General features: G+C 50.5%; 20 protein-coding genes and 1 pseudogene. 12 read left to right on the top strand and 9 right to left on the bottom strand.

The window, feature by feature from the left end:
• From B5F07_RS01225 to polA, 5 genes are all read right to left on the bottom strand, one after another.
• Complete coding sequence (locus B5F07_RS01225) at nucleotides 1-1365, bottom strand: PFL family protein (protein WP_087159450.1); 1365 nt, start codon at nucleotides 1363-1365, stop codon at nucleotides 1-3.
• A gap of 35 nt (nucleotides 1366-1400) precedes the next feature.
• On the bottom strand, nucleotides 1401-1673 hold the full coding sequence (locus B5F07_RS01220) for an ACT domain-containing protein (protein ID WP_087159449.1): 273 nt from the start codon (nucleotides 1671-1673) through the stop codon (nucleotides 1401-1403).
• 39 nt (nucleotides 1674-1712) lie between these two features.
• Complete coding sequence (locus B5F07_RS01215) at nucleotides 1713-2510, bottom strand: MBL fold metallo-hydrolase (RefSeq protein ID WP_087159448.1); 798 nt, start codon at nucleotides 2508-2510, stop codon at nucleotides 1713-1715.
• Nucleotides 2507-3085 (bottom strand): dephospho-CoA kinase, encoded by a 579-nt coding sequence (coaE, locus tag B5F07_RS01210; RefSeq protein WP_087159447.1) that lies wholly within the window; start codon nucleotides 3083-3085, stop codon nucleotides 2507-2509. Before coaE ends, B5F07_RS01215 begins: the two co-directional genes overlap by 4 nt.
• 93 nt (nucleotides 3086-3178) lie before the next feature.
• Nucleotides 3179-5794, bottom strand: a complete 2616-nt coding sequence (gene polA / locus B5F07_RS01205) for a DNA polymerase I (RefSeq protein WP_087159446.1) — start codon at nucleotides 5792-5794, stop codon at nucleotides 3179-3181.
• A 174-nt stretch (nucleotides 5795-5968) separates the two neighbouring features.
• Between polA and B5F07_RS01200 the strand changes: the two genes are divergently transcribed.
• Nucleotides 5969-6610: an HAD family hydrolase gene (locus B5F07_RS01200; protein WP_242972384.1), complete on the top strand. Its 642-nt coding sequence runs from the start codon at nucleotides 5969-5971 to the stop codon at nucleotides 6608-6610.
• A 360-nt stretch (nucleotides 6611-6970) separates the two neighbouring features.
• Here the strand turns inward: B5F07_RS01200 and B5F07_RS01195 are convergent, their stop codons facing one another.
• Nucleotides 6971-9694 carry a glucosaminidase domain-containing protein gene (locus tag B5F07_RS01195; RefSeq protein WP_087159445.1) on the bottom strand — a complete coding sequence of 908 codons (2724 nt, stop codon included), beginning with the start codon at nucleotides 9692-9694 and terminating at the stop codon, nucleotides 6971-6973.
• Nucleotides 9695-9916: 222 nt separating this feature from the next.
• On the opposite strand from B5F07_RS01195, the gene B5F07_RS01190 reads away from it, so the two are divergent.
• From B5F07_RS01190 to B5F07_RS01175, 4 genes are all read left to right on the top strand, one after another.
• Nucleotides 9917-10603: an ABC transporter ATP-binding protein gene (locus B5F07_RS01190; RefSeq protein WP_087159444.1), complete on the top strand. Its 687-nt coding sequence runs from the start codon at nucleotides 9917-9919 to the stop codon at nucleotides 10601-10603.
• On the top strand, nucleotides 10593-13142 hold the full coding sequence (locus tag B5F07_RS01185; protein ID WP_087159443.1) for an ABC transporter permease: 2550 nt from the start codon (nucleotides 10593-10595) through the stop codon (nucleotides 13140-13142). Before B5F07_RS01190 ends, B5F07_RS01185 begins: the two co-directional genes overlap by 11 nt.
• Nucleotides 13143-13183: 41 nt before the next feature.
• Complete coding sequence (locus tag B5F07_RS01180) at nucleotides 13184-13870, top strand: response regulator transcription factor (protein WP_087159537.1); 687 nt, start codon at nucleotides 13184-13186, stop codon at nucleotides 13868-13870.
• Nucleotides 13871-13951: 81 nt separating this feature from the next.
• On the top strand, nucleotides 13952-14980 hold the full coding sequence (locus B5F07_RS01175; protein ID WP_087159442.1) for a sensor histidine kinase: 1029 nt from the start codon (nucleotides 13952-13954) through the stop codon (nucleotides 14978-14980).
• A 94-nt stretch (nucleotides 14981-15074) separates the two neighbouring features.
• Here the strand turns inward: B5F07_RS01175 and B5F07_RS01170 are convergent, their stop codons facing one another.
• Nucleotides 15075-16481: a sensor histidine kinase gene (locus B5F07_RS01170; protein WP_087159441.1), complete on the bottom strand. Its 1407-nt coding sequence runs from the start codon at nucleotides 16479-16481 to the stop codon at nucleotides 15075-15077.
• Nucleotides 16482-16485: 4 nt separating this feature from the next.
• Nucleotides 16486-17187, bottom strand: coding sequence for a response regulator transcription factor (locus B5F07_RS01165; RefSeq protein WP_087159440.1), 702 nt, complete (start codon nucleotides 17185-17187; stop codon nucleotides 16486-16488).
• Nucleotides 17188-17329: 142 nt separating this feature from the next.
• On the opposite strand from B5F07_RS01165, the gene B5F07_RS01160 reads away from it, so the two are divergent.
• From B5F07_RS01160 to B5F07_RS23490, 5 genes are all read left to right on the top strand, one after another.
• On the top strand, nucleotides 17330-18094 hold the full coding sequence (locus B5F07_RS01160) for an ABC transporter ATP-binding protein (RefSeq protein ID WP_087159439.1): 765 nt from the start codon (nucleotides 17330-17332) through the stop codon (nucleotides 18092-18094).
• On the top strand, nucleotides 18091-18816 hold the full coding sequence (locus B5F07_RS01155; protein WP_087159438.1) for an ABC transporter permease: 726 nt from the start codon (nucleotides 18091-18093) through the stop codon (nucleotides 18814-18816). Before B5F07_RS01160 ends, B5F07_RS01155 begins: the two co-directional genes overlap by 4 nt.
• A 15-nt stretch (nucleotides 18817-18831) precedes the next feature.
• The gene (locus tag B5F07_RS01150) at nucleotides 18832-19596 is read left to right on the top strand and encodes an ABC transporter permease (protein WP_087159437.1); all 765 of its coding nucleotides are present in this window, start codon (nucleotides 18832-18834) and stop codon (nucleotides 19594-19596) included.
• 5 nt (nucleotides 19597-19601) lie between these two features.
• Entirely contained in the window at nucleotides 19602-19898 is a 297-nt protein-coding gene (locus B5F07_RS01145; RefSeq protein WP_087159436.1) for a hypothetical protein, read from the top strand.
• Nucleotides 19899-20012: 114 nt separating this feature from the next.
• Entirely contained in the window at nucleotides 20013-20975 is a 963-nt protein-coding gene (locus B5F07_RS23490) for an IS91 family transposase (RefSeq protein ID WP_087159435.1), read from the top strand.
• Nucleotides 20976-21127: 152 nt separating this feature from the next.
• Here the strand turns inward: B5F07_RS23490 and B5F07_RS01135 are convergent, their stop codons facing one another.
• Complete coding sequence (locus B5F07_RS01135; protein ID WP_087159434.1) at nucleotides 21128-22585, bottom strand: RNA-binding domain-containing protein; 1458 nt, start codon at nucleotides 22583-22585, stop codon at nucleotides 21128-21130.
• 432 nt (nucleotides 22586-23017) lie between these two features.
• Here B5F07_RS01135 and B5F07_RS23645 point away from each other — a divergent pair.
• Both B5F07_RS23645 and B5F07_RS01125 read left to right on the top strand, forming a co-directional pair.
• Nucleotides 23018-23427 (top strand): annotated as a pseudogene (locus tag B5F07_RS23645) (relaxase/mobilization nuclease domain-containing protein); the annotation flags it as partial.
• Nucleotides 23428-23527: 100 nt separating this feature from the next.
• Nucleotides 23528-25033 carry a tyrosine-type recombinase/integrase gene (locus B5F07_RS01125; protein ID WP_087159433.1) on the top strand — a complete coding sequence of 502 codons (1506 nt, stop codon included), beginning with the start codon at nucleotides 23528-23530 and terminating at the stop codon, nucleotides 25031-25033.
• The last annotated feature ends 23 nt before the right edge of the window (nucleotides 25034-25056 follow it).

The following is a 25056-nucleotide window of genomic DNA, read 5'->3' as shown; positions in this document are numbered from 1 at the left end:
CTAATTCTTAAAGCTGTGGATCGGCGCCGGAATTCTTCCTTTCCGGTTCACAAACGTCTCACAGCCGAACTCGTTGACCGGCATAATCGGCGCATATCCAAGAAGGCCGCCAAACTCTGCCGTATCGCCCACATCTTTCCCGATCACCGGAATCAGACGGACCGCCGTTGTCTTCTGGTTCACCATGCCGATTGCCATCTCATCCGCAATGATGCCGGAAATGGTGCTCGCGGATGTCTTTCCGGGGATTGCAATCATGTCAAGCCCTACCGAGCACACACAGGTCATGGCTTCCAGTTTCTCCAGGGTGAGGGATCCGGCCAAAACCGCGTCGATCATTCCCTGATCCTCGCTTACCGGGATAAAAGCCCCGCTTAAGCCGCCCACATAGGAGGATGCCATAACACCGCCCTTTTTCACCTGGTCATTTAACAGGGCAAGGGCTGCCGTTGTTCCCGGAGCGCCCACCCGCTCCAGTCCGATCTCTTCCAGGATCTCCGCCACACTGTCACCCACATCCGGCGTGGGGGCAAGGGAGAGATCTACGATGCCGAAGGGGATTCCCATACGCCGGGAAGCCTCTCCCGCCACAAGCTGTCCCACACGGGTCACCTTGAAAGCCGTCTTCTTGATCGTCTCGCAGAGCTCTTCGAAGCCTTTTCCTCTCACTTTCTCCAGGGCTTTCTTCACAACGCCCGGGCCGCTGACGCCCACGTTGATCACCGCATCCGCCTCGGTAACGCCAAGGAATGCGCCTGCCATAAAGGGATTGTCATCCGGCGCATTGCAGAACACCACCAGCTTTGCACATCCCAGAGAGTCTCTCTCCTTTGTCGCCTCCGCCGTAGCCTTCACAATCTCGCCGCTAAGGCGCACCGCATCCATATTGATTCCCGTCCGTGTAGATCCCACATTGATGGAACTGCATACCCGCTCCGTGACGGCAAGCGCCTGGGGAATCGAACGGATCAGCATCTCATCTGCCGGGGTCATGGCCTTCGATACAAGGGCGGAATAACCTCCGATAAAGTTTACGCCCACTTCCAGTGCGGCTGCATCGAGAGTCTTTGCAATCTCCACAAAGTCCTCCGGGGTCCGGCATGCCGCCGCGCCCACAATTGCCACCGGGGTGATGGAGATTCTCTTATTGACGATCGGGATTCCGAACTCTGTCTCGATATCCTGTCCGGTTGAGACAAGATTTTTCGCAAGAGTCGTGATTTTATTGTATATTTTACGGTTCAGTTCTTTCAGGTCGGAGTCGATGCAGTCCAGAAGGCTGATTCCCAGAGTGATGGTGCGCACATCCAGGTTCTCCTGTTCGATCATCTTGTTTGTCTCTGACACTTCGTACATATTTATCATAGTCTGTATCCTCACAATTCTTTACTATATCATATCTACAGTCTGTGCATCTTCTCAAAGATATCTTCCCTCTGGCAGCGGATATTCACGCCCACCTCTTCGCCGAGAGCCTTCATCTCCTCGCAGATGACAACGAAATCTTTTTTGATGTCCGTCACATCCACGATCATCATCATGTTAAAGTATCCCTGCACGATTGTCTGGGAAATGTCGAGGATATTGATCCCGTTCTCCGCCAGATACGTACACACCTTTGCGATAATCCCCACTTTGTCTTTTCCAAGCACCGTAACAATACATTTCTTCATCTTTTCTTTCCTCCTGCGATTGAATGTCAAACAGCAAATTCAAACTGTAATAATATCCGAAACAGCATCCCGCTTTGCCACAAACATGTCCAGATCCTCTCCCCGGTAATCATTGTCCGCAAGCGTAACCTCAAGCCTCACCGTCTCATAGGCAAGCTTTGCATAGTTGTTCTCTTTACTTAAGTGTCCCAGCACAATGTGATTCAGATTATCATGTAGTATATCACAAAGGAGCCGCCCTGACAATTCATTTGACAGATGCCCCCGGTCTCCCATGATACGCTGCTTCAGGTAATAGGGGTAGGCGCCCACCTCCAGCATGTGGATGTCATGGTTTGCTTCCAGAAGCACGGCGTCCAGATTTTTCAGATGTTCCACCGTATACTCGTCGTATTTCCCCAGGTCCGTTGCCACAGCCACGGATTTCTCCCCGCATTCCAACCGGTAGCCGGAAGGCTCGTTGGCATCATGGGAGATGGCAAACGGGTTCACCCGGATATCCCCGATCATGAAGGGTTCGTCCGTGTGGATGGGGTGAAGCAGTCCTTCCGGCAGCTTTCCCAGACCGGAATAGCTTAAGATTCCCTCAATCGTACCCGGCGTGGCATAGATCGGAAGCTCATATTTCCGGCTGAAGACGCCCAGTCCCTGAATGTGGTCGGAGTGCTCGTGGGTGATCAGGATCCCTCCGATCTCCTCTCCCTTGATCTCCAGTTCCTTTAACCCTTCCTCAATTCGCTTTTTGCTGATCCCCGTATCGATAAGCAGGTGCGTGTCGTCGCTCCCCACATAGATACAGTTGCCGCTGCTGCCGCTGGCAATGCTGCACATTCTCATAGTCTGTCTCCTATCTGTCTCTTTGTATTTTCTAATGATCCGCTGTTGTCGATCACCGCTGTGCTGATCCGCCGGAACGCTTCCTCCGACGGCTGCGAGCGGATCATGTCCGCGATCTTCTCATCCGAATAGCCGCGGGAAGCCTTAAGCCGCTCTCTTCTCACCTGCGGGTCCGCATATATGTACCAGATCTCCCCGCAGATTTCTCCGCCGACTTCCGGAAGAAGGGCAGCCTCCACCACGTAGAGCTGCTTTCCCTCTTCTTCTTTCTCTTCGATATCCTGTCTGACCCATTCCAGAACCGCAGGATGGACAATCCGGTTGAGAAGGGCCAGTTTCTCCCCATCGGCAAAGACCAGGGCACCCAGTTTCCGCCGGTCCAGCTCCCCGTCCGCCCCGATCATCTCCGCGCCGAACGTTTCCACAATCTTCTGAAAACACGGCGTTCCCTTTTTTTCCAGTTCCTGCGCCACTTTATCCATCTGGCAGACCACTGCGCCGTACGCTTCTTCCAGGTATGTGAGTACTTCACTTTTCCCGGATCCCACGCCCCCCGTGATTCCAAGCACTTTCATCCTTCGCTCTCCTCTTTTTCCGTATTCCGCTGCTTTCACGCCCTTATAGTTCCATATTCCGCTGCTTTCACACTCTGCTGTTTTCGCTGATTTCTACTTCGCCTCATACCAGCTCTTTCCGGTATGCATGTCTACAATCAGGGGAACCGACAGGTCCGCCGCGTGTTCCATCTGATCTTTCAGAATTTCTTTCACCTCTTCCACCTCGGACTCCTCCGCCTCGATGAGAAGTTCATCGTGAACCTGCAGGAGAAGACGGGACTTCAGCTTTCTCTTCTTCAGTTCATCATCCACGCCGATCATGGCAATCTTGATAATGTCCGCCGCAGTCCCCTGGATAGGCGCATTCATGGCAACGCGCTCCCCGAAGTTTCTCTGCATGAAATTGCTGGACTTCAGTTCCGGCACCGGCCTGCGCCTGCCGTAAAGCGTCACCGCATATCCCTTTTCTTTTGCCTGCGACACGCAGTCGTCCAGGAATTTCTTGATTCCCGGATAGGTGGCAAAATAGTGTTCAATATACTCGGAAGCTTCTTTCCGTGTGATGCTTAAGTCCTGGCTCAGCCCGAAGGAACTGATGCCGTACACAATTCCGAAGTTGACCGCCTTGGCGTTTCTCCTCTGGAGATCCGTCACCTGGTCGAAAGGCGTGTGGAACACCTGGGATGCCGTCATCCGGTGGATATCCCTTGCCTCCCGGTAGGCATTAATGAGCTGCTCATCCCCGGAACAGTGAGCCAGGATCCTCAGTTCGATCTGGGAGTAATCCGCATCCACGAACACATACCCGTCCGCCGGCACAAATACCTTGCGGATCAGCCTTCCCTGCTCCATTCTCACCGGGATATTCTGCAGATTCGGCTCCGTGCTGCTGATTCTTCCCGTCGCTGTGATGGTCTGGTTGAACTTCCCGTGGATGCGCCCGTCGCTTCCGATATATACCGCAAGCCCGTCCGCATAGGTGGATTTGAGCTTGGCAAGCTGACGGTAATCCAGAATCTTCGCCACAACAGGATAGTCCGGAGCCAGTTTTTCCAGAACATCCGCCGCTGTGGAATATCCGGTCTTCGTCTTTTTCGCATGAGGCATCCCAAGCTTTTCAAAAAGGATCACCCCAAGCTGCTTGGGAGAATTGATATTGAACTCCTCTCCCGCCATCCCGTAGATCTCTTTTTCCAGTTCCGCGATTCGCTCTCCCAGTTGTTCCCCGTACTCTTTTAACTGGTCCGCCTCAACCCGGATCCCCGCCTGTTCCATCCCGTGGAGGGTGAACAGAAGCGGCATCTCAATCTCCCGGAAGAGCCGTTCCATCCCGGCGTCCCCAAGCTTCTCGAGAAGAGGGGAAACCGAGGCATATGCGGTATACGCCTCATAGCACGCTCTGGAAACCTCGTCGTTTTTCTCATCCACCAGCAGACTGAGCTGTTCCCTCGCCACATCAGTATACTCGTAGTCGCTCTTTAAGGGATTGAGCAGATACGCCGCCACAATGGGGTCAAAACTGTTCTCCCGCCGGGCGTCAGGCAGATAAGAAAGCACCTCTTTCAGCCCGCATACAGAAAAACATTTCACGTTTCCCGCAAGATGAGAGAGTTTCCCCATCAGATATTCCATATCCGCATCCATGCTGCATGGAATGGAACAGATCTGCTCCGCTCCAAAGGCCAGGGCGATTCTCCCATACCCCGAAGCGTGGGCAAAAAGGGGCAGGACATTTCCCGCATCTTTTGAAAATGCCGCTCCCACGCACTCTGCCTTTTCCGCCTCGGCAAACACCTGGTCGATCTCCTCCCGGGTCTGCACCTCCCGGAAATATTTCTCGATATCATTTTCCGATACTTTCGTGTCAAATCGGCTGAGCATGTTCTTGAACTGAAGCCTCTGGAACATCTCATGGGCTTCCTCTGTATAAAGATTACCGCAGCGCGCCTTCTCCACATCAAAATCAATATCCGCATGGAGCTCGATGGTGGCAAGCGCCTTGCTCATCTTTGCCTGATCCCAGTATTCCTTCAGATTCCTGCTTGCCCGGGGCGGCCTGATCTCGTCTGCATGCGCGTATGCATTTTCAATAGTCTTGTACTCCTGGATAATCTTCGTCGCCGTCTTCTCTCCGACTCCCGGCACTCCGGGGATATTGTCCGACGTATCACCCATCAGCGCCTTCACATCGATAAACTCTTTCGGCGTCACGCCGTAACGCTCTTCCACATCCTTTGCCAGATAATCCTCGATCTCGGTCTTTCCCTGCTTCGTCTTGGGGATCCGGATTTTCACATGTTCCGTCGCAAGCTGCAGGGTATCCCGGTCACCGGAGATCACCGCTACGTCCATCCCCTTCTCCTCGCACAGACGGGAGATCGTCCCGAGGAGGTCATCCGCCTCCAGCCCCGCTTTCTCGATGATCTGGATGTTCATGGCTTTCAGCACGTCCTTGATCACCGGAACCTGCTCCCTTAACTCCTCCGCCATGGGCTTTCTCGTGCCTTTATAATCCGCAAACATCTCGTGGCGGAACGTCGGCGCATGAACGTCGAAAGTCACGGTCAGATACTCCGGCTTCTCCTCATCCAGAATCTTGAACATAATATTCAGGAATCCATATACTGCGTTTGTGTGGAGTCCCTCCGAGTTTGTCAGGTCAGGCACCCCGTAAAACGCGCGGTTTAAAATACTGTGTCCGTCTATCAGCACAATTTTCTCTCTCATAGTCTATAACTGCCTCCATTCTCCGGGCCCGCTTCCAGAAGCTTGCCCTGTCTTCCGGCCTACCTTACGAGTATACACTAAAATCCGTCTTTTTAAAAGCTCGATTTTATGTTATGATTGTTAGGCTGAAAAAACAGGAAAACAAGAATACAATTGTAAAGGAGATACTGCACTATGGATGGAATGACAGATGGAATTATATTTGACGTTGACGGTACACTCTGGGACTCTACGGATTCCGTAGCGGAATCATGGAATCTGGCAGTCCGTGAACATTCGTCCCTGGATCTGGTTATTGACGGACCGGTCCTGAGCGGTCTGTTCGGAAAAACCATGAACGAGATCGCCGATGCTCTTTTTTACATGCTTCCGGAAAAAGAACGCATGGAACTGCTCGCAGTCTGCTTCGACTATGAGAACCGCTATCTGGAAGAAAAGCCGGGCAAACTCTACGAAGGTGTCTTCGAGACAATGAAGGCGCTCTCTGAAAAATACCCTCTTTTCATTGCCAGCAACTGCCAGAAAGGTTATATTGAAGTACTGTTAAAAACCTGCGGGCTCTCCCCCTTTGTCACAGACCATCTCTGCTTCGGCGAAACCCAGGCTCCAAAATCCGTGACCATCCGCACTCTCATGGAGCGGAATCACCTGAAGAATGTGGTTTACGTAGGGGATACCCAGGGCGACGCCGACGCCTGCCGCGACGCAGGGGTTCCCTTCATCTTCGCGGAATACGGTTTCGGGGAGGTACCCGACGCGAAAGTACGCATCGCCAGAATCACCGACCTCCTCTCCCTGAATCTGTCAGAACAATGAATCTTCGGTACAGGGATAACCTCACACCGGAAAGAAAATACGACTACGGTGTACGCCCGGGCGTCCGCAGACAGGATACAGACCGGCAGGTTTTCTTTCCAGCGTGAGGTTATACTTTACCGAAAACACAATTTTTCTTCCGGCAGATAAATTGTGTTTTTGACATAATAAAAGCTTCCGGATAGAAAGATATACCTGCCGACCTGAACCCCGGCACATCATGACAGGTGTTGCGAACAGCGCATGCAAGCGAAGCGCAGCCTTAAGCAGTGAGCAATATCCTGTCATGATGTGCCGGGTCCTTATCTTAGTCGATAAATATCTTTCCGTCCGGAAGCTATTTCTTTGTCAAAGATTCATTTATCTCTGTCTTCTTCGGGTGACTGCCGATGTTGCCAGCAGTACTCCGGAAACCGCGATCAGCGCAGCCCAGAGGCTTAAATCCGCCGAATCCCCGGTCTTGGGCGCCGGGTTCTGGCTTCCGCCCGTCTCCAGCGCAATCACATACGGTGAGAATCCTTTGGTCGTAACCGTTACTTTTCCATTCTCCACCGTTGCCTTATATGTCTCATAGGTATCTGTATCAGTATAGTGCAGGACAGTTACCTTCCTGCCTTCATATTTGCTGTCTACCGGGAAACTGATCTGAACGTTTCCGTCCATGGTTCCCGTAAGTGTCAGATCATACACACCCAGGATCGTCTTTCCGCTCACCGGCTTCACCAGCCGGGCGTACCGCTCTCCTTCTTTCGTGTAAGCCTGAATCGATATTGCTGCATCTCCGGAAAGACTGCCGCTGATGCGGATACCGGTTGCCGCATCCAGGATTGTCTTTTCTGCTGTAACCGCTGCGGTCTCTCCGCTCATCGAAGTGTTTCCGTCTGACGCAGAATCCGTGGAAGTATCCGTTGAAGATGCATCTCCCGCCGATGTATCTGCTGACGGGGTATCTGCAGGCAGTGTATCGGATACTGAATGATTCCCTGACGGCTGTTCTGATGACGGAATATCGGAAGACGGTTCCTCTGCTGTCGTGTCATCCGCAGGTTCTTCTGCTGTCGGCTCATCTGCAGGGACATCCGCTGACGGCTTCTCCGCAGGGGTATCGACCGACGGTTTCTCCGTTACTGTCGAATCTGCCGCAGGCTCGTCCGCCGCCGGTTCGTCCGTTGACGGCTGTTCTGATGACGGGATGTCGGAAGACGGTTTCTCTGCTGTCGTGTCATCCGCAGGTTCCTCTGCTGTCGGCTCATCCGCCGGTTCTTCTGCCGCAGGCTCATCTGCAGGCTCTTCTGCCGCATCAGCATCTTCACCCGGTGTATCCGGTTCCTCCACCGGCACTTCCGCTGCATTCACCGTAACCGCCTGATCTGCACTGACTGTGACACCGTCCTTTGTGTAGGAAACCGTGATCACCGTTGTTCCGGCTGTAAGAGCTTCTGTCGGATAAGTCACATCCGCAGTCACATCAGTCTCCGTGCCGTCACTGAACTGAGCTGTCACCTGCATACCGGTCATGTCCGGGGTCTCCCCTTCTGTGTAGACCGTCTTTGCCGGAGCCTGTGCAATCGTAATTCCGGTAAGTTCCGCAGGTTTCGGCTCCTCCACGGTGCCGGTGTTCGCCACGCTCACGTAATCTGCAGAAATGTATGCATACATACTGTCAAAATCATATTCCCACGCCGAGGCCAGAGAACTGCGTTCTGCATTGAGAACACCGTCGCTCTGAATCCGGTAGAACCCGTTCTCCGTCTCTGTACTCAGGATCAGAACCGCATGGGTCAGATGGCTTCCTGTTTTATACAGTACAGCGGAGGACGTAGTGGCCTCGCTGCGCACATTGACCGTGGAGCTGCCTTCCTTGATGCCGATGGTATATCTTCCGTTGTCCGCGTTTCCTCCCAGACCGTCCAGTGTCCATGCAATGGACGCGGCCTTCTCGCCCCAGTACGGGTCGGAGGCATACTTCACGTTGATTCCGCTGGCCTTGTTGCCGAGGAACCCGCCAAAATACTGCCACTGTTTCGGATTCAGATATTTTGCCGACATATAGTTCCCCATGAACTCACTGATGCACTGTTCCACGCTGGAATAATAATTTGCGCTCTGCCCCGGTGAGGAATCCACTGCATTGAGCCCGAACAGATTGTTCTTGTTCTGGCTGATACTGCTTGTCCCCCAGCCGCTTTCATTTGCGGCGATGCTCAGTGTCAGCAGGGCATTAACCCCATAGGTGTCCTGGTACTGTACAAGATACGTTCCGATATTCCGGAGCACGGAACCCGAACCGGTCTTGCTGCTTATCACTGAATTCAGACTGTCCGCGTTGTAAATCGAACGGCTGCGAAGCGGGAGATACTGATAATAATTATAGTAAGGATTTCCCGGATTCACAGAGTTGGTTCTCACACCGTTCTGGTAATCGGAAAGCATGGTCGCGTAATCTGTGTAGAAATAATGTCCGTCATAGCTGTAATATGTAGTGCCGGACTGAAGATAAGACGGCGCCGGACCATTGGTGATGGCGGATGTCGTCTCCTCATTCAGGTTCTGTGAAATGTAGTGGACAAGTTTTCCGTTTGATACCATGTAATGGCTGACGCTTTTTGCTTCGGACAGATCTACAATCTGAACCTCACCGGCATCCACAAGTCCTACCACTCCGGAGAGCATAAACTTTACCTTGCCGCCGCTCATCCCCAGATATGCGGCATCTGCCCCGTAGGAACCGTTCGTGTACCCGGTATCTCCCGTTGCAGTATCCGTATACTCGGTGTTTTTACTGACCGTTTTTGTCTTGAAGTTGACTACCTGGGGACCCGGCACCGCTCTTGCAAAAGTTGCAATTCCGTTCTCCTGGCTCTCGTCAACAACGCCTTCGGTATCTTCAATCTCGTAAATATTGGCGTTTTCATCCATTCCTGTTACTTCTTCAAGACGCTGGCTGTTCTCGTCCTGATTTTCTGCCGCTGCTTCTGAAGTCCCCCCTGTTGTCTCCTCCGCGCTGCTCTTCATGCCCGGCAGTACAGCCAGAGCCATGCACATGAAAAGCGAGCATATCAGCAGCCTGTTTTTCTTTGTCATTTTCTTATACTTCCCTCCTTGGTCTTATTAATTATTTATACTGATACATTCTTAGCTTAACATTATCTGAAAACAGATGCAAGTAGAAATAAAAATTTATTGCATACTTGTATACAATCTTGTTTTCCTCGCTATTTCCCCGGTTTTCGGGTAAACTGTAAGAAGATTGTAAGACGCTGCCGCTATACTGAAAGTCATAAAACAAATATGGAGGTTTTGGCTATGGCAATACTTGAAGCAAAAGATTTGCGAAAAATCTACGGAAGCGGCGAGAATGAAGTCCGCGCTCTGGATGGCGTATCAGTCTCGGTAGATGAGGGAGAGTTTGTCGCTGTTGTCGGCACATCCGGAAGCGGCAAATCCACACTCCTCAATATGATCGGCGGTCTTGACCGCCCCACTTCAGGAAGTGTGATCATCCGCGGGAAAGAACTTCTGAAAATAAAAGACGAGGAATTAACTGTTTTCCGCCGCAGGAATATCGGCTTTGTCTTCCAGAATTACAATCTGCTTCCCGTCCTCAATGTTTATGAAAATATTGTCTATCCGATCGAAATCGACGGCGGACGGGCGGATACGGAGTTTGTCCGGAAGATCATCCACATCCTCGGACTGGAAAAGAAACTCAGGAACATGCCCGACACACTCTCCGGCGGTCAGCAGCAGAGAGTCGCAATCGCCCGCGCTCTCGCCACAAAGCCCGCCATTATCCTTGCCGACGAGCCCACGGGAAACCTGGATTCAAAAACAGGCATGGATGTAATTCTGCTGATGCAGTCTGTCAGCAGGCAGTTTCACCAGACTACTGTTATGATTACCCACAATGAGGAGATCGCACAGATGGCGGACCGTATCATCCGTATTGAAGACGGAAAAGTCGTTTCGGGAGGTGAGCATTTTGCACGCTAACCGCAACAGAAAAGCAATGCACCGTGTGGAAAAAGGAATGATGAAGGCAAACCGCACCCGCAATATTTTCGCGGTATTCGCAATCATTCTCACCACATTCATGATTACCACGGTATTCAGCCTTGGCATTAATTATATGGAAAACATGGAGCTTATGCAAGTGCGGACCGCAGGCACAGGCGCCGATATTTCCCTGGCACTGCCGACGTCTGAACAGGAAAAGCAGATTCGCTCTCTGGACTATGTGAAAACCATCGGCACACAGTATATGGTGGGCTCGGTCGCAGAAGAGAATGACGAGGGGCGTAAGCTTGCCATTGCACTTATGTATTATGATACAACGGAGTGGGAAGACCATTTTCTAAGAGCAGTCAGCAATGTTAACGGCTCCTTCCCCGCCTCCGAAAATGAGATCATGCTGTCCGAAGACGCTCTGGAACAGCTCGGCATCAGCGATCCGGCGATCAATATGGAAATTCCTCTCTCCTATTACGATAAGAACGGCAGTCAGGAAAGAACTTTTGCATTAAGCGGATGGTTTCATTCCTATACCGGCTCGGGAATGGGCTTTGTCTCTGAGGACTATTGCCGGAATGCCGGATATACCATGCAGGAAGACGGTGTTCTCTCCCTTTCCTTAAACAAAATGCCGGATGATTTCTGGCGGATCCAGGAAGATGTGCCGCTGAATGAAGGCCAGTCTTTCCAGGGGACGGTTTCCATGAGTTCCTCCAATGGTTCTGTAATCGCCACTGTCATTTTCCTGGTACTGTTCATTATCGGCAGCGGTTATCTGCTGATTTATAATGTACTGTATATCTCGATTTCAAAGGACACCCGTTTTTACGGCCTTATGAAAACCATTGGCACAACCCAGAGACAGATCAGATCTCTTGTCAAAAGGCAGGCTCTCCGCTTCGCATGTATCGGAATTCCGGCCGGCATTGCACTGGCAACGGCTGTATCCTTCGGAATTGTCCCACTGTTTCTGCAGCAGGGATTCGAAAGCGGAAAATCCGTCATGGACGCCGAAGTGTTTTTCCACCCGTCCATCTATATCCTCTCCGTTGTCTTTTCCGCCGTAACGGTCTGGATCGCATGCAATGCTCCAGCAAAAAAGGCGGCGAAGGTTTCACCGGTAGAAGCCCTGAGATATCACAATTTCGCCTCCCTGAAAAGGAAGAGCCGAAATTCCACCAACGGAGGAAAGCTGTATGTAATGGCATTCCACAATGTTTTCCGCGACAGGAAACGGGCAGTTCTTGTATTCCTCTCCCTGTTTATGGGGATAACCGTGATTCTGGGTGTAAACGGAGTGGTCGGAAGCATAAAAGGAGAAAATTATGTCCGCACATACACGGACTATGATTTTCAGTATATTGATACACAGTTCACACAATATGAGCAGGACACAAAGGAAATCCCGCAGTTCGACGAACAGTTTGTAGAACAGATCTCACAGATTGACGGGATCAAAGAAATCACGTTACAGAAGGCCGTCTGGTCAGAGATTGCGTTTGACGAAGATGTATTAAATGACTTTATGCATATTGCATATGAGGACAGTTCCTATCTGTCACATGGCGAATCCTATGAAACGATGGTAAACCAGCTGAAATCCTATGCGGAAACCGGGAATTACGGCTGCTATGTAACAACGCTGGACGAAAGTGTCATCGAGAAATATAATAATACTCACAGCCAGCCCATTGATATGGAAGCTTTCCTGCGCGGCGACCTGGCGATTGCGGGGAAAGACACGGAACACAATGCCCCGAATGCCGCACTGGTCGGCAAAACACTGACCCTGACAGCCGACAGCGCAGACGGCAGGACAGCCGATTTTCTTATCGGAGGCGCATTTACATTTGATGATTACGATCCGAGGGCGGACGTGGGGAGAAGAATGAATATTGAGATTGTGCCCCAGGTACTCTGTGTCAGCGAGGCGGGCATGGAAAGACTGACCCGGACAGCCATCACCTATAACATCGGTATTGATGTTGAAGATTATAGTCAGTTAGAGGAAATTGACGGAAAGCTTAAGGATATTAACCGCACATTAACCACATCGGACTGGGAGTATATCAGCCCTGTCTCCATACTGGAGGAATTTGACCAGATGTTCTACTCCCTGAATCTTCTGGGTAACGGCGCTGCTCTCCTCCTCATCGTCCTCGGTCTGGCCAATTTCTTCAATGTGATGCTCACCGGGGTTATTGCAAGGAAATATGAATTTGCGGTCATGGAAAGCATCGGCACGACAAAGAAGCAGATCCGGAAGATCGTGACCTGGGAAGGCGGAATCTATGCCCTCATCTCCACTCTGCTGATCCTGACTTTCGGAAATGCATTTCTCCTCCTTGTGGCTGATGCAGTGCCGCATATTGCAGACTATGCCCGGTTTGAATACCCGGTTTCCCTTGTCGTATGCCTCATCGCGGCAATCTTCGTGATATGCCTGAGCGTCCCGTCGCTCGTCTACCGGGCGGCGTCCGGGGAAACCGTCATCGAGCGGCTGCACAGTTTTGAAAATTGAATCTTATGGCGGAGCGGATGAAAGGAGAGTTACTCTATATTATGGCAAATATTTTTTTACTGGAAGATGACCGGATTTTGAGCAGGGGAATTTCCATTGCCCTTGAAAAAGATGCGCATACCGTCACCACAGCCTGTGGATTTCTGGAGGCACTGCAGAAATATGAAAATCAGAGATATGAAAACCAGAAATACGACCTGTTTCTTCTCGACATCAACCTGCCCGACGGAAGCGGCTTGGATTTCTGCCGGAAAATCCGGGAGGATTCCGATACCCCTGTCCTGTTTTTAACCGCCAGTGACACCGAGGAAGAGATGCTGGACGGTTATTCGGCAGGATGCGACGATTATATTTCCAAGCCCTTTCCTCTTGAAGTTCTGCGTAAAAAGGTGCAGGCCGTCCTGAAACGGACAATCAGCGGCAGCGACAGCACACGGATCCGGTATAAGGACCTGGAGGTGGATCCCGATAAATGCCTCGTCCTGATGAAAGGGAAGGAAGTCCATCTTACTTCTACCGAATACAGGCTGCTGAACTGCCTGGTGGAGAACCGGGGCAGGGTTGTGACCCGCGGCATGATTCTGGAAAACCTGTGGGACAAGGACGGAAATTTTGTGGACGACAACACCGTTCGCGTAAACATCAAGCGCCTGCGCCAGAAATTAAACGATGACCGGCAGGAATATATCATCACTGTATTTGGCATGGGCTATACATTCGGAGAGTAGAGCCGCATTTTTCAGAGGACCGATTTGAGGAAAAGCGATTTGGGGAAATAGATTCTGCAAAAACAGATTGGGAGAACAGATATGAAACAATTTATTTTTTACCGCAAAATAATCTTAATAACGGGGCTCCTGCTGACCCTTGCCGCTGCTGCCGTTGTCCTTTTCCCGCCGGACAGTGCGAAGGATGCCAGCTTCCGTGGCATCCTGATCCTGATCTGCCTGGCGCTTCTGTGCGGTTCTCTTTTTCTGCTGGACTACCTGCACCGGCGCTATATGGATGACCTTCTGGAACAGCTCACCCTGCTGATCGAATCCCTCTCCGGGGAGGAGGAGCTGCACATTTTTCCGGAAACAGAGGACACTCTGACCTCCCGCCTGCAGCACCAGCTTTTGAAACTTCGCACCATTCTGCTGGCGCAGAACCGGATGCTCTCCCGGGAAAAGGAACAGATCAAGACTATGATTTCCGACATTTCCCATCAGATCAAAACTCCCGTGGCTGCCGCGAATACCTTCGCACAGCTGCTCTGTGAGGAAGGTATCTCGCCGGAAGAACGCACCGAATATACCGCCACCTTACAGGCATCTCTTGAAAAACTGACCTTCCTGACCAACAGCCTGATCAAAATGTCCCGCCTGGAGAGCGGCATTATCCGCCTGAAGCCGGAAAGAAACCGCTTGAACGATATTGTCCTGCAGGCGGTCAGGTCCGTGTATTCAAAAGCCCGGGATAAAAACATCACCATTACCTTTGACTGCGACCGGATCTTTGAGGCCCAGCTCGATTTCAACTGGACCGCAGAGGCGGTGGTCAATGTCCTCGACAATGCGGTAAAATACACGCCGGACGGCGGCATGATCCGTCTGCAGATCAGCGAATATCCCTCCTATCTGCGGCTTGATATTACTGACAATGGTGTGGGAATTCCCGAGGCGGAGCAGGCAAAGATCTTCGGACGGTTTTACAGGGGAAGATACTCCGCCGGCGTTGACGGAGTTGGGCTCGGACTTTATCTGACCCGCAATATCATCAGCAAACAGCATGGATATATCAAGGTTTCATCCGGCAGAGGCGGAAGCACATTTTCCATTTTTCTGAAAAAGGACTGATATGCAGATTAACTTTCCTTTCATACTGGTATCGATTATAATAGGAGATTTGGAGCGCATACTCCAGTTCGGTAGTAGTGAATGGCGCAAGCACCTATGTCGGCGTGCGGGGCAGCCAAGCGGATGATACGGTATCTGTCGAACTTGTCTGAAAGGACAGGTTCGCCTGATATCCCTGATTTGAAATACTGTCTATCCTGACAGAACCTCCATGTGCTTCGACAATCTGGCGCACAAGCAGAAGCCCCAGTCCATGCCTCAGATCAAGTCGTTCATCGGTGCTTTCCATATAGTGCGGCTTTTCCTCTAATTCCTGTAACTTTTCAGGGGTAAGCCCCACCCCATTATCAGCAACAGTTAAAATAAGCGTCTTTCCGGTATTTTTAAGGGAAAGCCGGATCCTGCAGCCTTGTGGATTATGTTTGATACTGTTCTGTACGAGGTTATTGATAGCCCGCGAAATCAGGCGTGCATCGCATTCCAACATGGCATTTTCTGCTTCTGGTGCAATATCAATTTCAATCGTATAGTCATCAGAAATCCCTGAGTTGAGCAATTCGGCTGCACAGGAACGAATGAGTTTGGACAGGCGTATCTGCTCCTTGTGAAGCGGCTGCATTTCATATTCCAGTTGGGACACCAGATTCAAATCCTGAACGAGTTCTTTAATTTTGACGCTTTGCCTTCGCACGATTTCAGCCTGTTCCCTGACCGCATCACTGGCTGCTTCATCTGCAGCAATCCGACCGGCATATCCCATAATCATAGAAAGCGGTGTACGGATATCGTGGGAGACGCCGCTGATCCAGTTGGCTCGTGCTTCGTTCTGCCTGCTTATTATTTGAGATGCTTTATTTACACTGCCTGCAATTTCGGATAGCTCTCCGTCAATATGGAGCGAAGCGGGTTTACCATCTGCCAATGTTTCAATGGCTTCTACAATCGGCTCTGTATTCTGGATGATCCTGCGTTTTGAAAAGTAATAGGCCAAAAAGAGGCATAACACATCCATGCCTAACATCCCCGTAACATAGAGAGGGATTTTTTGAATTGCTTTAACGGAATAGTAGTTGCTGGTGAGCTTCATGTAGCTATTCTTTGGATACCCTAAAACTAACAATCCCTCATCCGTATTCCAGACAAAAACAGGATAATCTTCCAGATAGCCTTTTGAAAATGACGCTACATCCTGAACATTATAATTTTGCGGTACTTCTTCTGGCACATCGAGCGTCCAAAAACATTTTCCATTTGGCGTCAGATACATGGCCCAGATATTGTACTGGCGCAGTTTCCGGACCGCATCATCCGTCAGGCCCTCTGCAGTTGCACCATCGGAGATCATCTCAAGCATAGCACGTGGGGACGATTCACCATAATCTTCTGAAACTGTGTGATAAAAGGTCAAACCAAACAGAATGATATTGACAATCACCACTATCAGGAGAAACACAGCGAAAGACGCCAAATGCTTTGAAATATAGGTTCCAAAAGATTTCATGGCGTCACTTCCTTGTAATCAGTTTATAGCCCAGCCCCTTGATCGTAATCAAAGAAACGGGCTTTGACGGATCGGTTTCAATTTTTTCCCGAACACGCCGCACATGAGCATTCAGACTGTTTTCATAGCCGAAAGGATTGTCACCCCATAATGCTTCACAAAGAGCGTCAACCGTGACGATCCTGCCTTCATTTCGTGCCAGTGTTTCAAGCAGAGTATACTCTTTTGCGGTCAGAGAGATAACCTCGCCGCCTTTGTTGACCTCCGCCCGGCTAAAATCAATAGTACATCCATCCAGGACAACCAACGGGCTGTCCTCTTTATAAGTGCGGCGCAAGACTGCATAAACACGCAGCAACAGTTCCTGTGGCATAAAGGGCTTTGCAATGTAATCATCCGCACCAAGGCCAAGACCTGCCAGCCTGTCTGCGGCTTCGTCTTTTGCTGTCAAAAAGATTACCGGCACATCGGTAAATATGCGGAGCTGCTCCATCAGGGAAAACCCGTCTCCATCCGGCAGCATGACATCCAATATCATCAAATCAGGTTTTTCCCGTTTTGCCACCATGACAGTTTCTTTCACGGATGCGGCCGTAAGAACAGCTTCAAAACCGGCATCTTTCAAAATATCTGATACCATTTTCAGCAAATCCGGCTCGTCATCTACAAGCAGGAGTTTTTTTCGATGCAGAAAAGAGTTATCCATAGCGTCACCTCCTGAAATGATTATAGCACAGAGAGCCCCTTCTGCGGTGGGTATCCCGAAAAAGTAAGGTAAAAGTAAGGACGCGAGAATGTAGAAGTCAGGTTGGTGTTTTATGATGGAGTCAGTGAAAGGAGATGTTTTTATGGATTACATTATTACTACGGAACAGTTGACGAAGAAATATAAGAACTTCACTTCTGTCAACCATGTTTCGCTTCATATCCGCAAAGGCAGTATTTATGGCTTTCTCGGCCCGAATGGAGCAGGTAAGTCCACCACTATGAAAATGCTGCTGGGCCTGACTGCCCCCACAAAAGGCAGGTTTACCATTGATGGCAAGCAGTTCCCGGATGACCGTATTGCAATTTTAAAGGAGGTCGGCTCGTTTATTGAGTCCCCTTCGTTTTATGCAAACCTGACCGGCCGGGAGAATCTCGATATTATCCGCAGGATTTTGGGTCTGCCGAAAAGTGCTGTGGAGGACGCACTGGATCTTGTCGGCCTGACGGAATTTGGTGACCGGCTGGCAAAAAAATATTCGCTGGGGATGAAACAGCGTCTCGGTCTCGCCGGTGCGCTGCTGGGCAGGCCCCCTATCCTGATTCTGGATGAGCCCACAAACGGGCTTGACCCTTCCGGCATCCATGAAATCCGCAATCTGGTGAAGTCTCTGCCGGATCTGTACGACTGCACCATCCTGATCTCGTCCCACATGCTGTCCGAGATTGAGCTGATAGCGGATGACATTGGCATTCTCAATCATGGGCGCCTTCTTTTTGAAGGGAGTCTGGATGAGCTTCGCCAAAGCGCTTTGCGGACCGGTTTCGCGGCCGACAATCTGGAGGATATGTTCCTCTCGATGGTAGAGAAAGATAACGCGGCCAGAAAGCAGAGGGCACAGCTATGAATATACTGTCAATCGAACTTCGGAAAGAAAAGCGGACCGGCGTCATTCCTGTGCTGCTGGCTGTTGGAGTGTTAGGGGCTGCATACGCATTTGCTAATTTCCTCGTGCGGAAAGACACGCTTCTTAATTTGCCGCTGGCCCCGATGGATGTTCTTCTGACCCAGCTTTACGGTGTGATTATGATTCTGAACCTGTTCGGTATCGTGGTCGCCACCTGCATGATCTACAACATGGAGTTTAAGGGAAGCGCCATCAAGAAGATGTATATGCTCCCCATGAGCGTTCCGGCTATGTACCTGTGCAAATTCCTGATTCTGACAGTCATGTTCCTGGCTGCAATCGTACTGCAAAATCTGGCACTTGTGCAGATCGGCGTGACGGACTTGCCGGAGGGAGCATTTGAGATGGAAACACTGGTGCGCTTTGCCGGATATTCCTTCCTCACATCCATGCCGGTGTTGTCATTTATGCTCCTGATTTCTTCGCGCTTTGAAAATATGTGGATACCACTCGGCGTAGGGGTCGCGGGATTTTTAAGTGGTATGGCGCTGGCCAATTCAACTCCTGCCGTCCTGATGATTCACCCCTTTGTGCTTATGCTGAAACCGGCAGTTGCCATGAGTGCCCGGCCCGATATGACTGTGACCGTGGTATCTCTGGCAGAGACCATTTTATTCCTTGCTATTGCACTGTGGCTGGCAAAAAGCAAACGCTATGAGTAAGGAGGGATTGAAGAAATGAATTTTGGGGAATTGCTCGGAATTGAGTTTATGAAGGTAAAACGCTCAAAGATCGTACCACTGATCTTTATCGCACCACTGTTGGTGGTTGCCTCCGGGGTTGCAAGTCTGAGCCGCTATTTTACCCCGGAATATACAAACGCATGGCCTGCCATGTTCATTCAGAGTGCGCTGGTTTATGCGTATTACCTGTTGCCGTTCAGTATGATTGTTGTCTGTGTGATGATCGCAGGCCGGGAAACCGGAAATAACGGCATTCTGAAAATGCTGGCCCTGCCGGTCAGTCGATATGCACTGTCCATTGCCAAATTCTGTGTGCTGGCGTTTTTCCTGTTCATGGAAATGGTGGTGTTTCTCGTGGTATTCGTAATCGCCGGTATGATTGCGACACAGACGATGGGAGTAACAGAAACTTTGCCGATCCTGTATCTGCTGAAATGGTGCCTGGGGCTGTTTCTGACAATGCTGCCGTGTATTGCGGCTATGTGGGCGATCACGGTTCTGTTTGAAAAGCCGCTTCTTTCTGTTGGGTTGAATTTGCTGCTTGTGATTCCCGGTATATTGGTCGCGAATACGCCGCTGTGGATTGTCTATCCATACTGTTACAGCGGTTATCTCGTTTCCTGCTCGCTCCACGACTTTACAGCAGAAACCTCCGACGCCGCTTTTTCGATGTTTCCGTTCCTGCCATGTGCGATCATTGTATTCGGTCTGCTTTTTGCACTGGCTGTCACCCGATTTGGGAAAAAAGAAATGAGGTAAATACTATGGAAAAGAAAAAACTTCAATCAATAAGTATAGCTGCGCTCATTGTGAGCGTCCTGCCGCTGGCGGCCCTTATCCCGTCGCTTTTGCACCTTTCGCTGTCGGACGGAATCCGAACTGTTTGGGCCGGAGCCAATATCGTTTATGTCCTGCTGGGCCTGATTCTTTCGGTAGTTTGTGTGCGGAACAGGGAAAGCCGCAGCATTATTAATATCGCATCCACGGCAATCAGCGCTTTTTGGTTGCTGCTAATGGCAGGAATCGTTGCACTCGCCCTGCTCTTTTCTTTCGTTCAATAAGGAGCACGAACTATAAAACCGTAAAAAATAGGCTTCGCCTATTCAACTCCCCTGCCCCTCACTCATGAGGGGTTAGGGGTTTTCTTTTGTTATCTTTTCTTGCATAATAGACCTATGAATATCTTACAAAGAATCTTTGCAGACCATTATGAAGAAATTAAATATACTCTTCATCCCAGAAAAACTGAGATGGAAAATATCGATAAGATGATCAACTGCGGCGATCCCTCATTTGGCGGCGCCATGTACTCCTGCCCCCACTGCGGTAACTTCAAGTTTGTTCCATTTCGCTGTCACAGCCGCTTTTGTCCTACCTGCGGAAATAAATATGCCATGGAACGTACCACCAGTATGTCTTTCAAACTTGTCAGTGTCCAGCACCACCATTGCTTTTTTACCATTGATGAAAATCTCCGCGACTTTTTTCTTCAGGACCGTTCCCTCCTGGACTGCCTCTTCCATTCCGTCTCCAGTGTAATATCACGGATGTTTTTCAATCCGAACCATGCCAAAAATTTTACTCCCGGCTATATCATGGTCCTTCATACTTTTGGCCGCGATCTCAAATGGAATCCCCACATTCACTGCCTCCTTTCCGAAGGCGGCTACAGTGATGATGGATTCTGGCACCATGTAAAACACTTTAACTACAACTATCTGCGCAATGCTTTCCGCACGGCTCTTCTCAACGAACTGAAAGACAGGATTGACCGGTATGATGGCGATACCGTTACTTTTCACTATAACCGGCACGAGGATGAACAATATGTGGAAGAGACTTTGCCTGTCATAGATTTCATCAAACGTCTTATCCGTCATATCCCGGAAAAACATTTTAAAATGATCCGCTATGGTGGACTGTATGCAAGGCACCGTAAGATTGATTCAAAACTGCACTGTGTCATTTCGAAAGAAAAGCACATGCTATACCGGAGTTTTACTCAATGGAGGACATCTATCCTCCTCTCCTTCGGTTATGATCCTCTGTATTGTCCGAACTGTAACCATAAAATGGAGTTCCTTGAGCTTTATTACAACCACAAGCGCGTTCCTCTGCATAGTACTGTTATGATATAATCCTTTTAAAGGAGGACGTTTACCATGAAACCAGATATCGAGGAGCTCCGCAAAAAATACATAGAGAATCCCCCCCCCCGAAGGAATGAACTCACTCGTAGTTTTCGTTGTCATTCGCTTCATTAGCCATGCAGGAAAATAAAGCTATTCTCCTATGAGGGGCTTGCATCATTCTGCGGGGCTTCTTGCGCAGTCACATATTTCTGATTGCGGCTTCGCGGCTTATCCGGGATCGTCATTTGAAGCTGCCCACTTTCAATCAAAGGGCGAAGGTGAAGCTGCGTAAAATTCTTTGCATTTTTATATCCACAATGCTCCATGATTTCCAACTTGGATCGAGGTTCTTTGCAAAATGCCAAAATTGCGACTTGGGTGGTAACTTGGGTGGTAACTTGGGTGGTAACTTGGGTGGTGTCCTGCGGCCCAACCTTTCCCACCGCAACCGGGGCCAGCGGAACCACGGTGCGGAACACATCACCCTCGATAAACTCCGGGGTCCCGCCGGAGTAGAGCTTTGTGTATTTGTAAGTATTCCTCATCCCGGACCCCAGCTCGTCCGCCAGTCCGATCTCCCGGAACACTTTGGAGATGGGCGGGTTCTTGGCATACGGCTCAAAGGAGGATAGATGCAGGGCACCATGCCCGTGGGAACGGTTGGCGTTTTCAGTATAGAGCCGGTCGCGCTCGATCACAAATTTTGCTACATAGCCGCTGGAGTAATCCCGGTGCGCCAGACTGTTGGAACAGATCTCGCGCAGGATGCGGTCCCTTGCGCTGACGCTCTGGACGCCCTCCTGCACAAAGGGGTCGCTGAGATGCTTCTGTCCGAAAGCGATCAGCCGGTCGTAGGTTTCCAGCAAATTGGTGATGATAACGTCCCGGTCATCGTAGCGGTCCACGTTTTCTACCCGGAAGATAGCGTCTGTCTTGTGCTGCGGCAGCACGGACAGGATTGTGGAGTCCTTGCCAAATAAAAGAATGGCTGCCAATGTAATGCCTTCGAGCTGCCGTTCGGGGTCTTTCAAAATCAGTCCGGCGCTGCGCAGCAGTTCTTCATCCGATAGGGATTTCCACGGATGATTGGCCGTGCGGCTGGCCGTCATGGCTCTGGCGCGCTCGATCAGGTCGGGACGCAGGTCCTCCATCTGAAAGCGGGTCGCCTTGTTGACAAAGTAGCTGCCGCTTTTCCGGGCGTACAGCTGATACACCAGGTCGGAATTGTCGGTTATATCAATATCCGCTTCGTGGTTGCGGTCAAAAATGCGGCCGTGGTGGCGGCAAACCTGGCTGCCGGACGGCACCCGAATGACCAGCAGGGTACGTCCCTCCACGATGCAGACTTCCGGCTGCAAGTAAAGAGGCGGGTTGATTTTCTGCCCGTTGTTGATGGAGGTCACAAAATCCTTCTTCATGCGGTCCACCGCATCCGGGGCTACCCCAAAAATTTCCCCGTTGTCTTTGACGCCCAAAAGGATGGTTCCGCCGTCCCGGTTGGAAAAGGCACAAACGGTGTCGTACACGTCCTTCGTGATCTCATGGGTGGATTTCTTAAACTCCACCTGGATGTTCTCGCCGCCTTGAATCAGTTTCAGAAGTTCGGCTTCTGTCATAGGAGCAACAGCCCCCTTTCGATGTGGATTTATATGTTCTTATTATACGGGATTTTTCACGCATTATCAAACCCATTCTGCGTGGTGGCAAATTAAGCTACTATTGGGGATCGCCTTTTGGTAATCAAATCAATTCAACAGACGGTGTCTGTTAAAAAGGAGGGGAAATCCACATGGCCACCACCCGCATCATCCCACTGCACGCTGGCAAGGGCCGCACGGTCGACAAGGCCATCAGCGACATCATCGACTATGTAAAAAATCCAGACAAGACTGACCACGGCAGGCTCATCACCAGCTACCAATGCGACAGCCGCGTGGCCGACGCCCAGTTCCTGTTGGACAAGCAGACCTATGTGGCCCGCACCGGCCGGGTGCGCGGCAAGGATGAAAACCATCTCCATCGGCGCAGAGAGCTGGGGCAACAACGTCCGCTTCGACCGGTTGGGAGACGGCTACACTTTGTACAATCTGCTGGCGGTCCTCTCCGGCCAGAAAGAGCATACGCCCCGCAAGAAAACCGCTGTGCAGGCCGCCCCGCCCAAGGTCAATCTGCTGGTGGACATCCAGGCAAAACTCCAGGCCGGGAAAGGTGCCGGATATGCCGCTGGGCCAAGGTGTTCAACCTCAAACAGATGGCCCAGACCCTCAACTACCTGTCCGAATACGGGCTGCTGGATTATGCCGACCTGGAAACAAAAACGACAGAGGCAACGGCCCGCTACAATGCACTATCCAGCCAGATCAAGGCTGCCGAGAAGCGCATGGCCGAGATCGCCGTGCTGCGCACCCACATCGTTAACTATGCGAAAACCCGCGAGACCTATGTGGCCTACCGCAAGGACGAAGTTAATCCGTATCCTTGCCGCATTCTTCCGCAACTGCTACGATATAAATGTCAACAGCGGGTGAATACAGCTACTGCTTGGAAGGAGGAAAACAATGGTAGCAGGACACCTGAGAGAAGAAAATGGTTACTATCAAATGATCTTGAGCTGGAAAGGCAAGGATGGAAAACGCAAAGGCAAATCCATCAGCACCGGGCTGCCTGTCAAAGGCAATAAGAAGCGGGCGGAGGCAATGCTGCTCAAAACACGCAAGGAATTTAACCCGGACAACCTTATGGAAAATGCGGATATGCTTTTCACGGACTTCCTCTCCAAATGGCTCAAAGACAAGGCTGTGACGCTTGGCACCAACACCTATGCTGAATATGCCTACGACATCAAAAATTACATCGTGCCTTATTTTCAGGAGCATCCGATAGCCCTCTTAAAAATGACAGCAAGAGATTTAGAAAATTTCTACCGTCATGAGCGCCAGCAGAACGAAGCGACTGCAAATGAGCTGCTGATGTACCATGAGGTCATCGTTACGGCCTTTCAATATGCGGTCGATCTGGAATGGATCAAGGAAAATATCATGGCGCAGGTTAATCCCTGCGCGGATGAAGCGCCGGTTCTATTTACAGATTTCCTTGAGGAATGGCTGGAGATGATGAAGAACAGTCTGGAGGTTACAACGTATGCGTCCTACTGTATGTCCATCAGGAGAAGCATCATCCCATATTTCCAAGACAAAAAGCTCACACTTCAGGACCTGGAAAAGCATCCGAAGTACATCCAGGAATATTATCAGAATGAACTAAACGCAGGACTGTCCGCAAACACGGTTATTCACCGCCACGCGAACATTCGCAAATGCCTGCAATATGCGTTTCAGATTGGTCTGATTAAGTCCAATCCTGCCGATCGCGTGGAACGGCCCAGAAAGGTCAAATACGTCGCTACCATCTACAATCAGGAAGAACTTGAAACTCTTTTCAATGTGGTACGCGGCGATCCGATTGAACTGGCTGTTATTCTGGCCGCATTTTACGGCCTGCGCCGCAGCGAAGTTGTCGGGCTGAAATGGGACGCCATTGACTTTGAGAAAAAGACGTTCACAATCAAGCACACGGTTACACAGGTCACGGTGGACGGCAAGGAAGTCACAATCCAGAAAGACCGGACCAAGACGAAATCCAGCTATCGCACGCTGCCGCTGGTCCCGCCCTTTGAAGAATTGCTGCACCGTCTCAAACAGGAACAGCTGGTCAATCAGAAGGTATGCGGAAACGCCTATTGCCAGAAGTATCTGGATTACATCTATGTCAACGCGATAGGCGAGCTTGTGAAGCCGAACTTCATCACCCAGCATTTTGAAATCGTGCTAAAAAACAATGGTCTGAAAAAGATTCGTTTCCATGACCTTCGTCACAGCTGTGCCAGCCTGCTTTACGCAAACGGCGTCAGTCTGAAAGAAATCCAGGAATGGCTGGGACACAGTGATATTGGAACGACTTCCAACATCTACACCCACCTGGACTACAGCAGCAAGGTCTCGTCAGCAAATGCGATCCTTGCCTTTTACCCTGAGAACACTAAGGTACAGACCATCGGGCAGTAAAAAAGCCCTGAACCGTAAAGCTC

The sequence above is a fragment of the Lachnoclostridium sp. An169 genome (assembly GCF_002160525.1).
Lineage (GTDB): Bacteria > Bacillota > Clostridia > Lachnospirales > Lachnospiraceae > Mediterraneibacter > Mediterraneibacter cottocaccae.
This window is presented reverse-complemented; position numbering and strand designations above follow the sequence as displayed.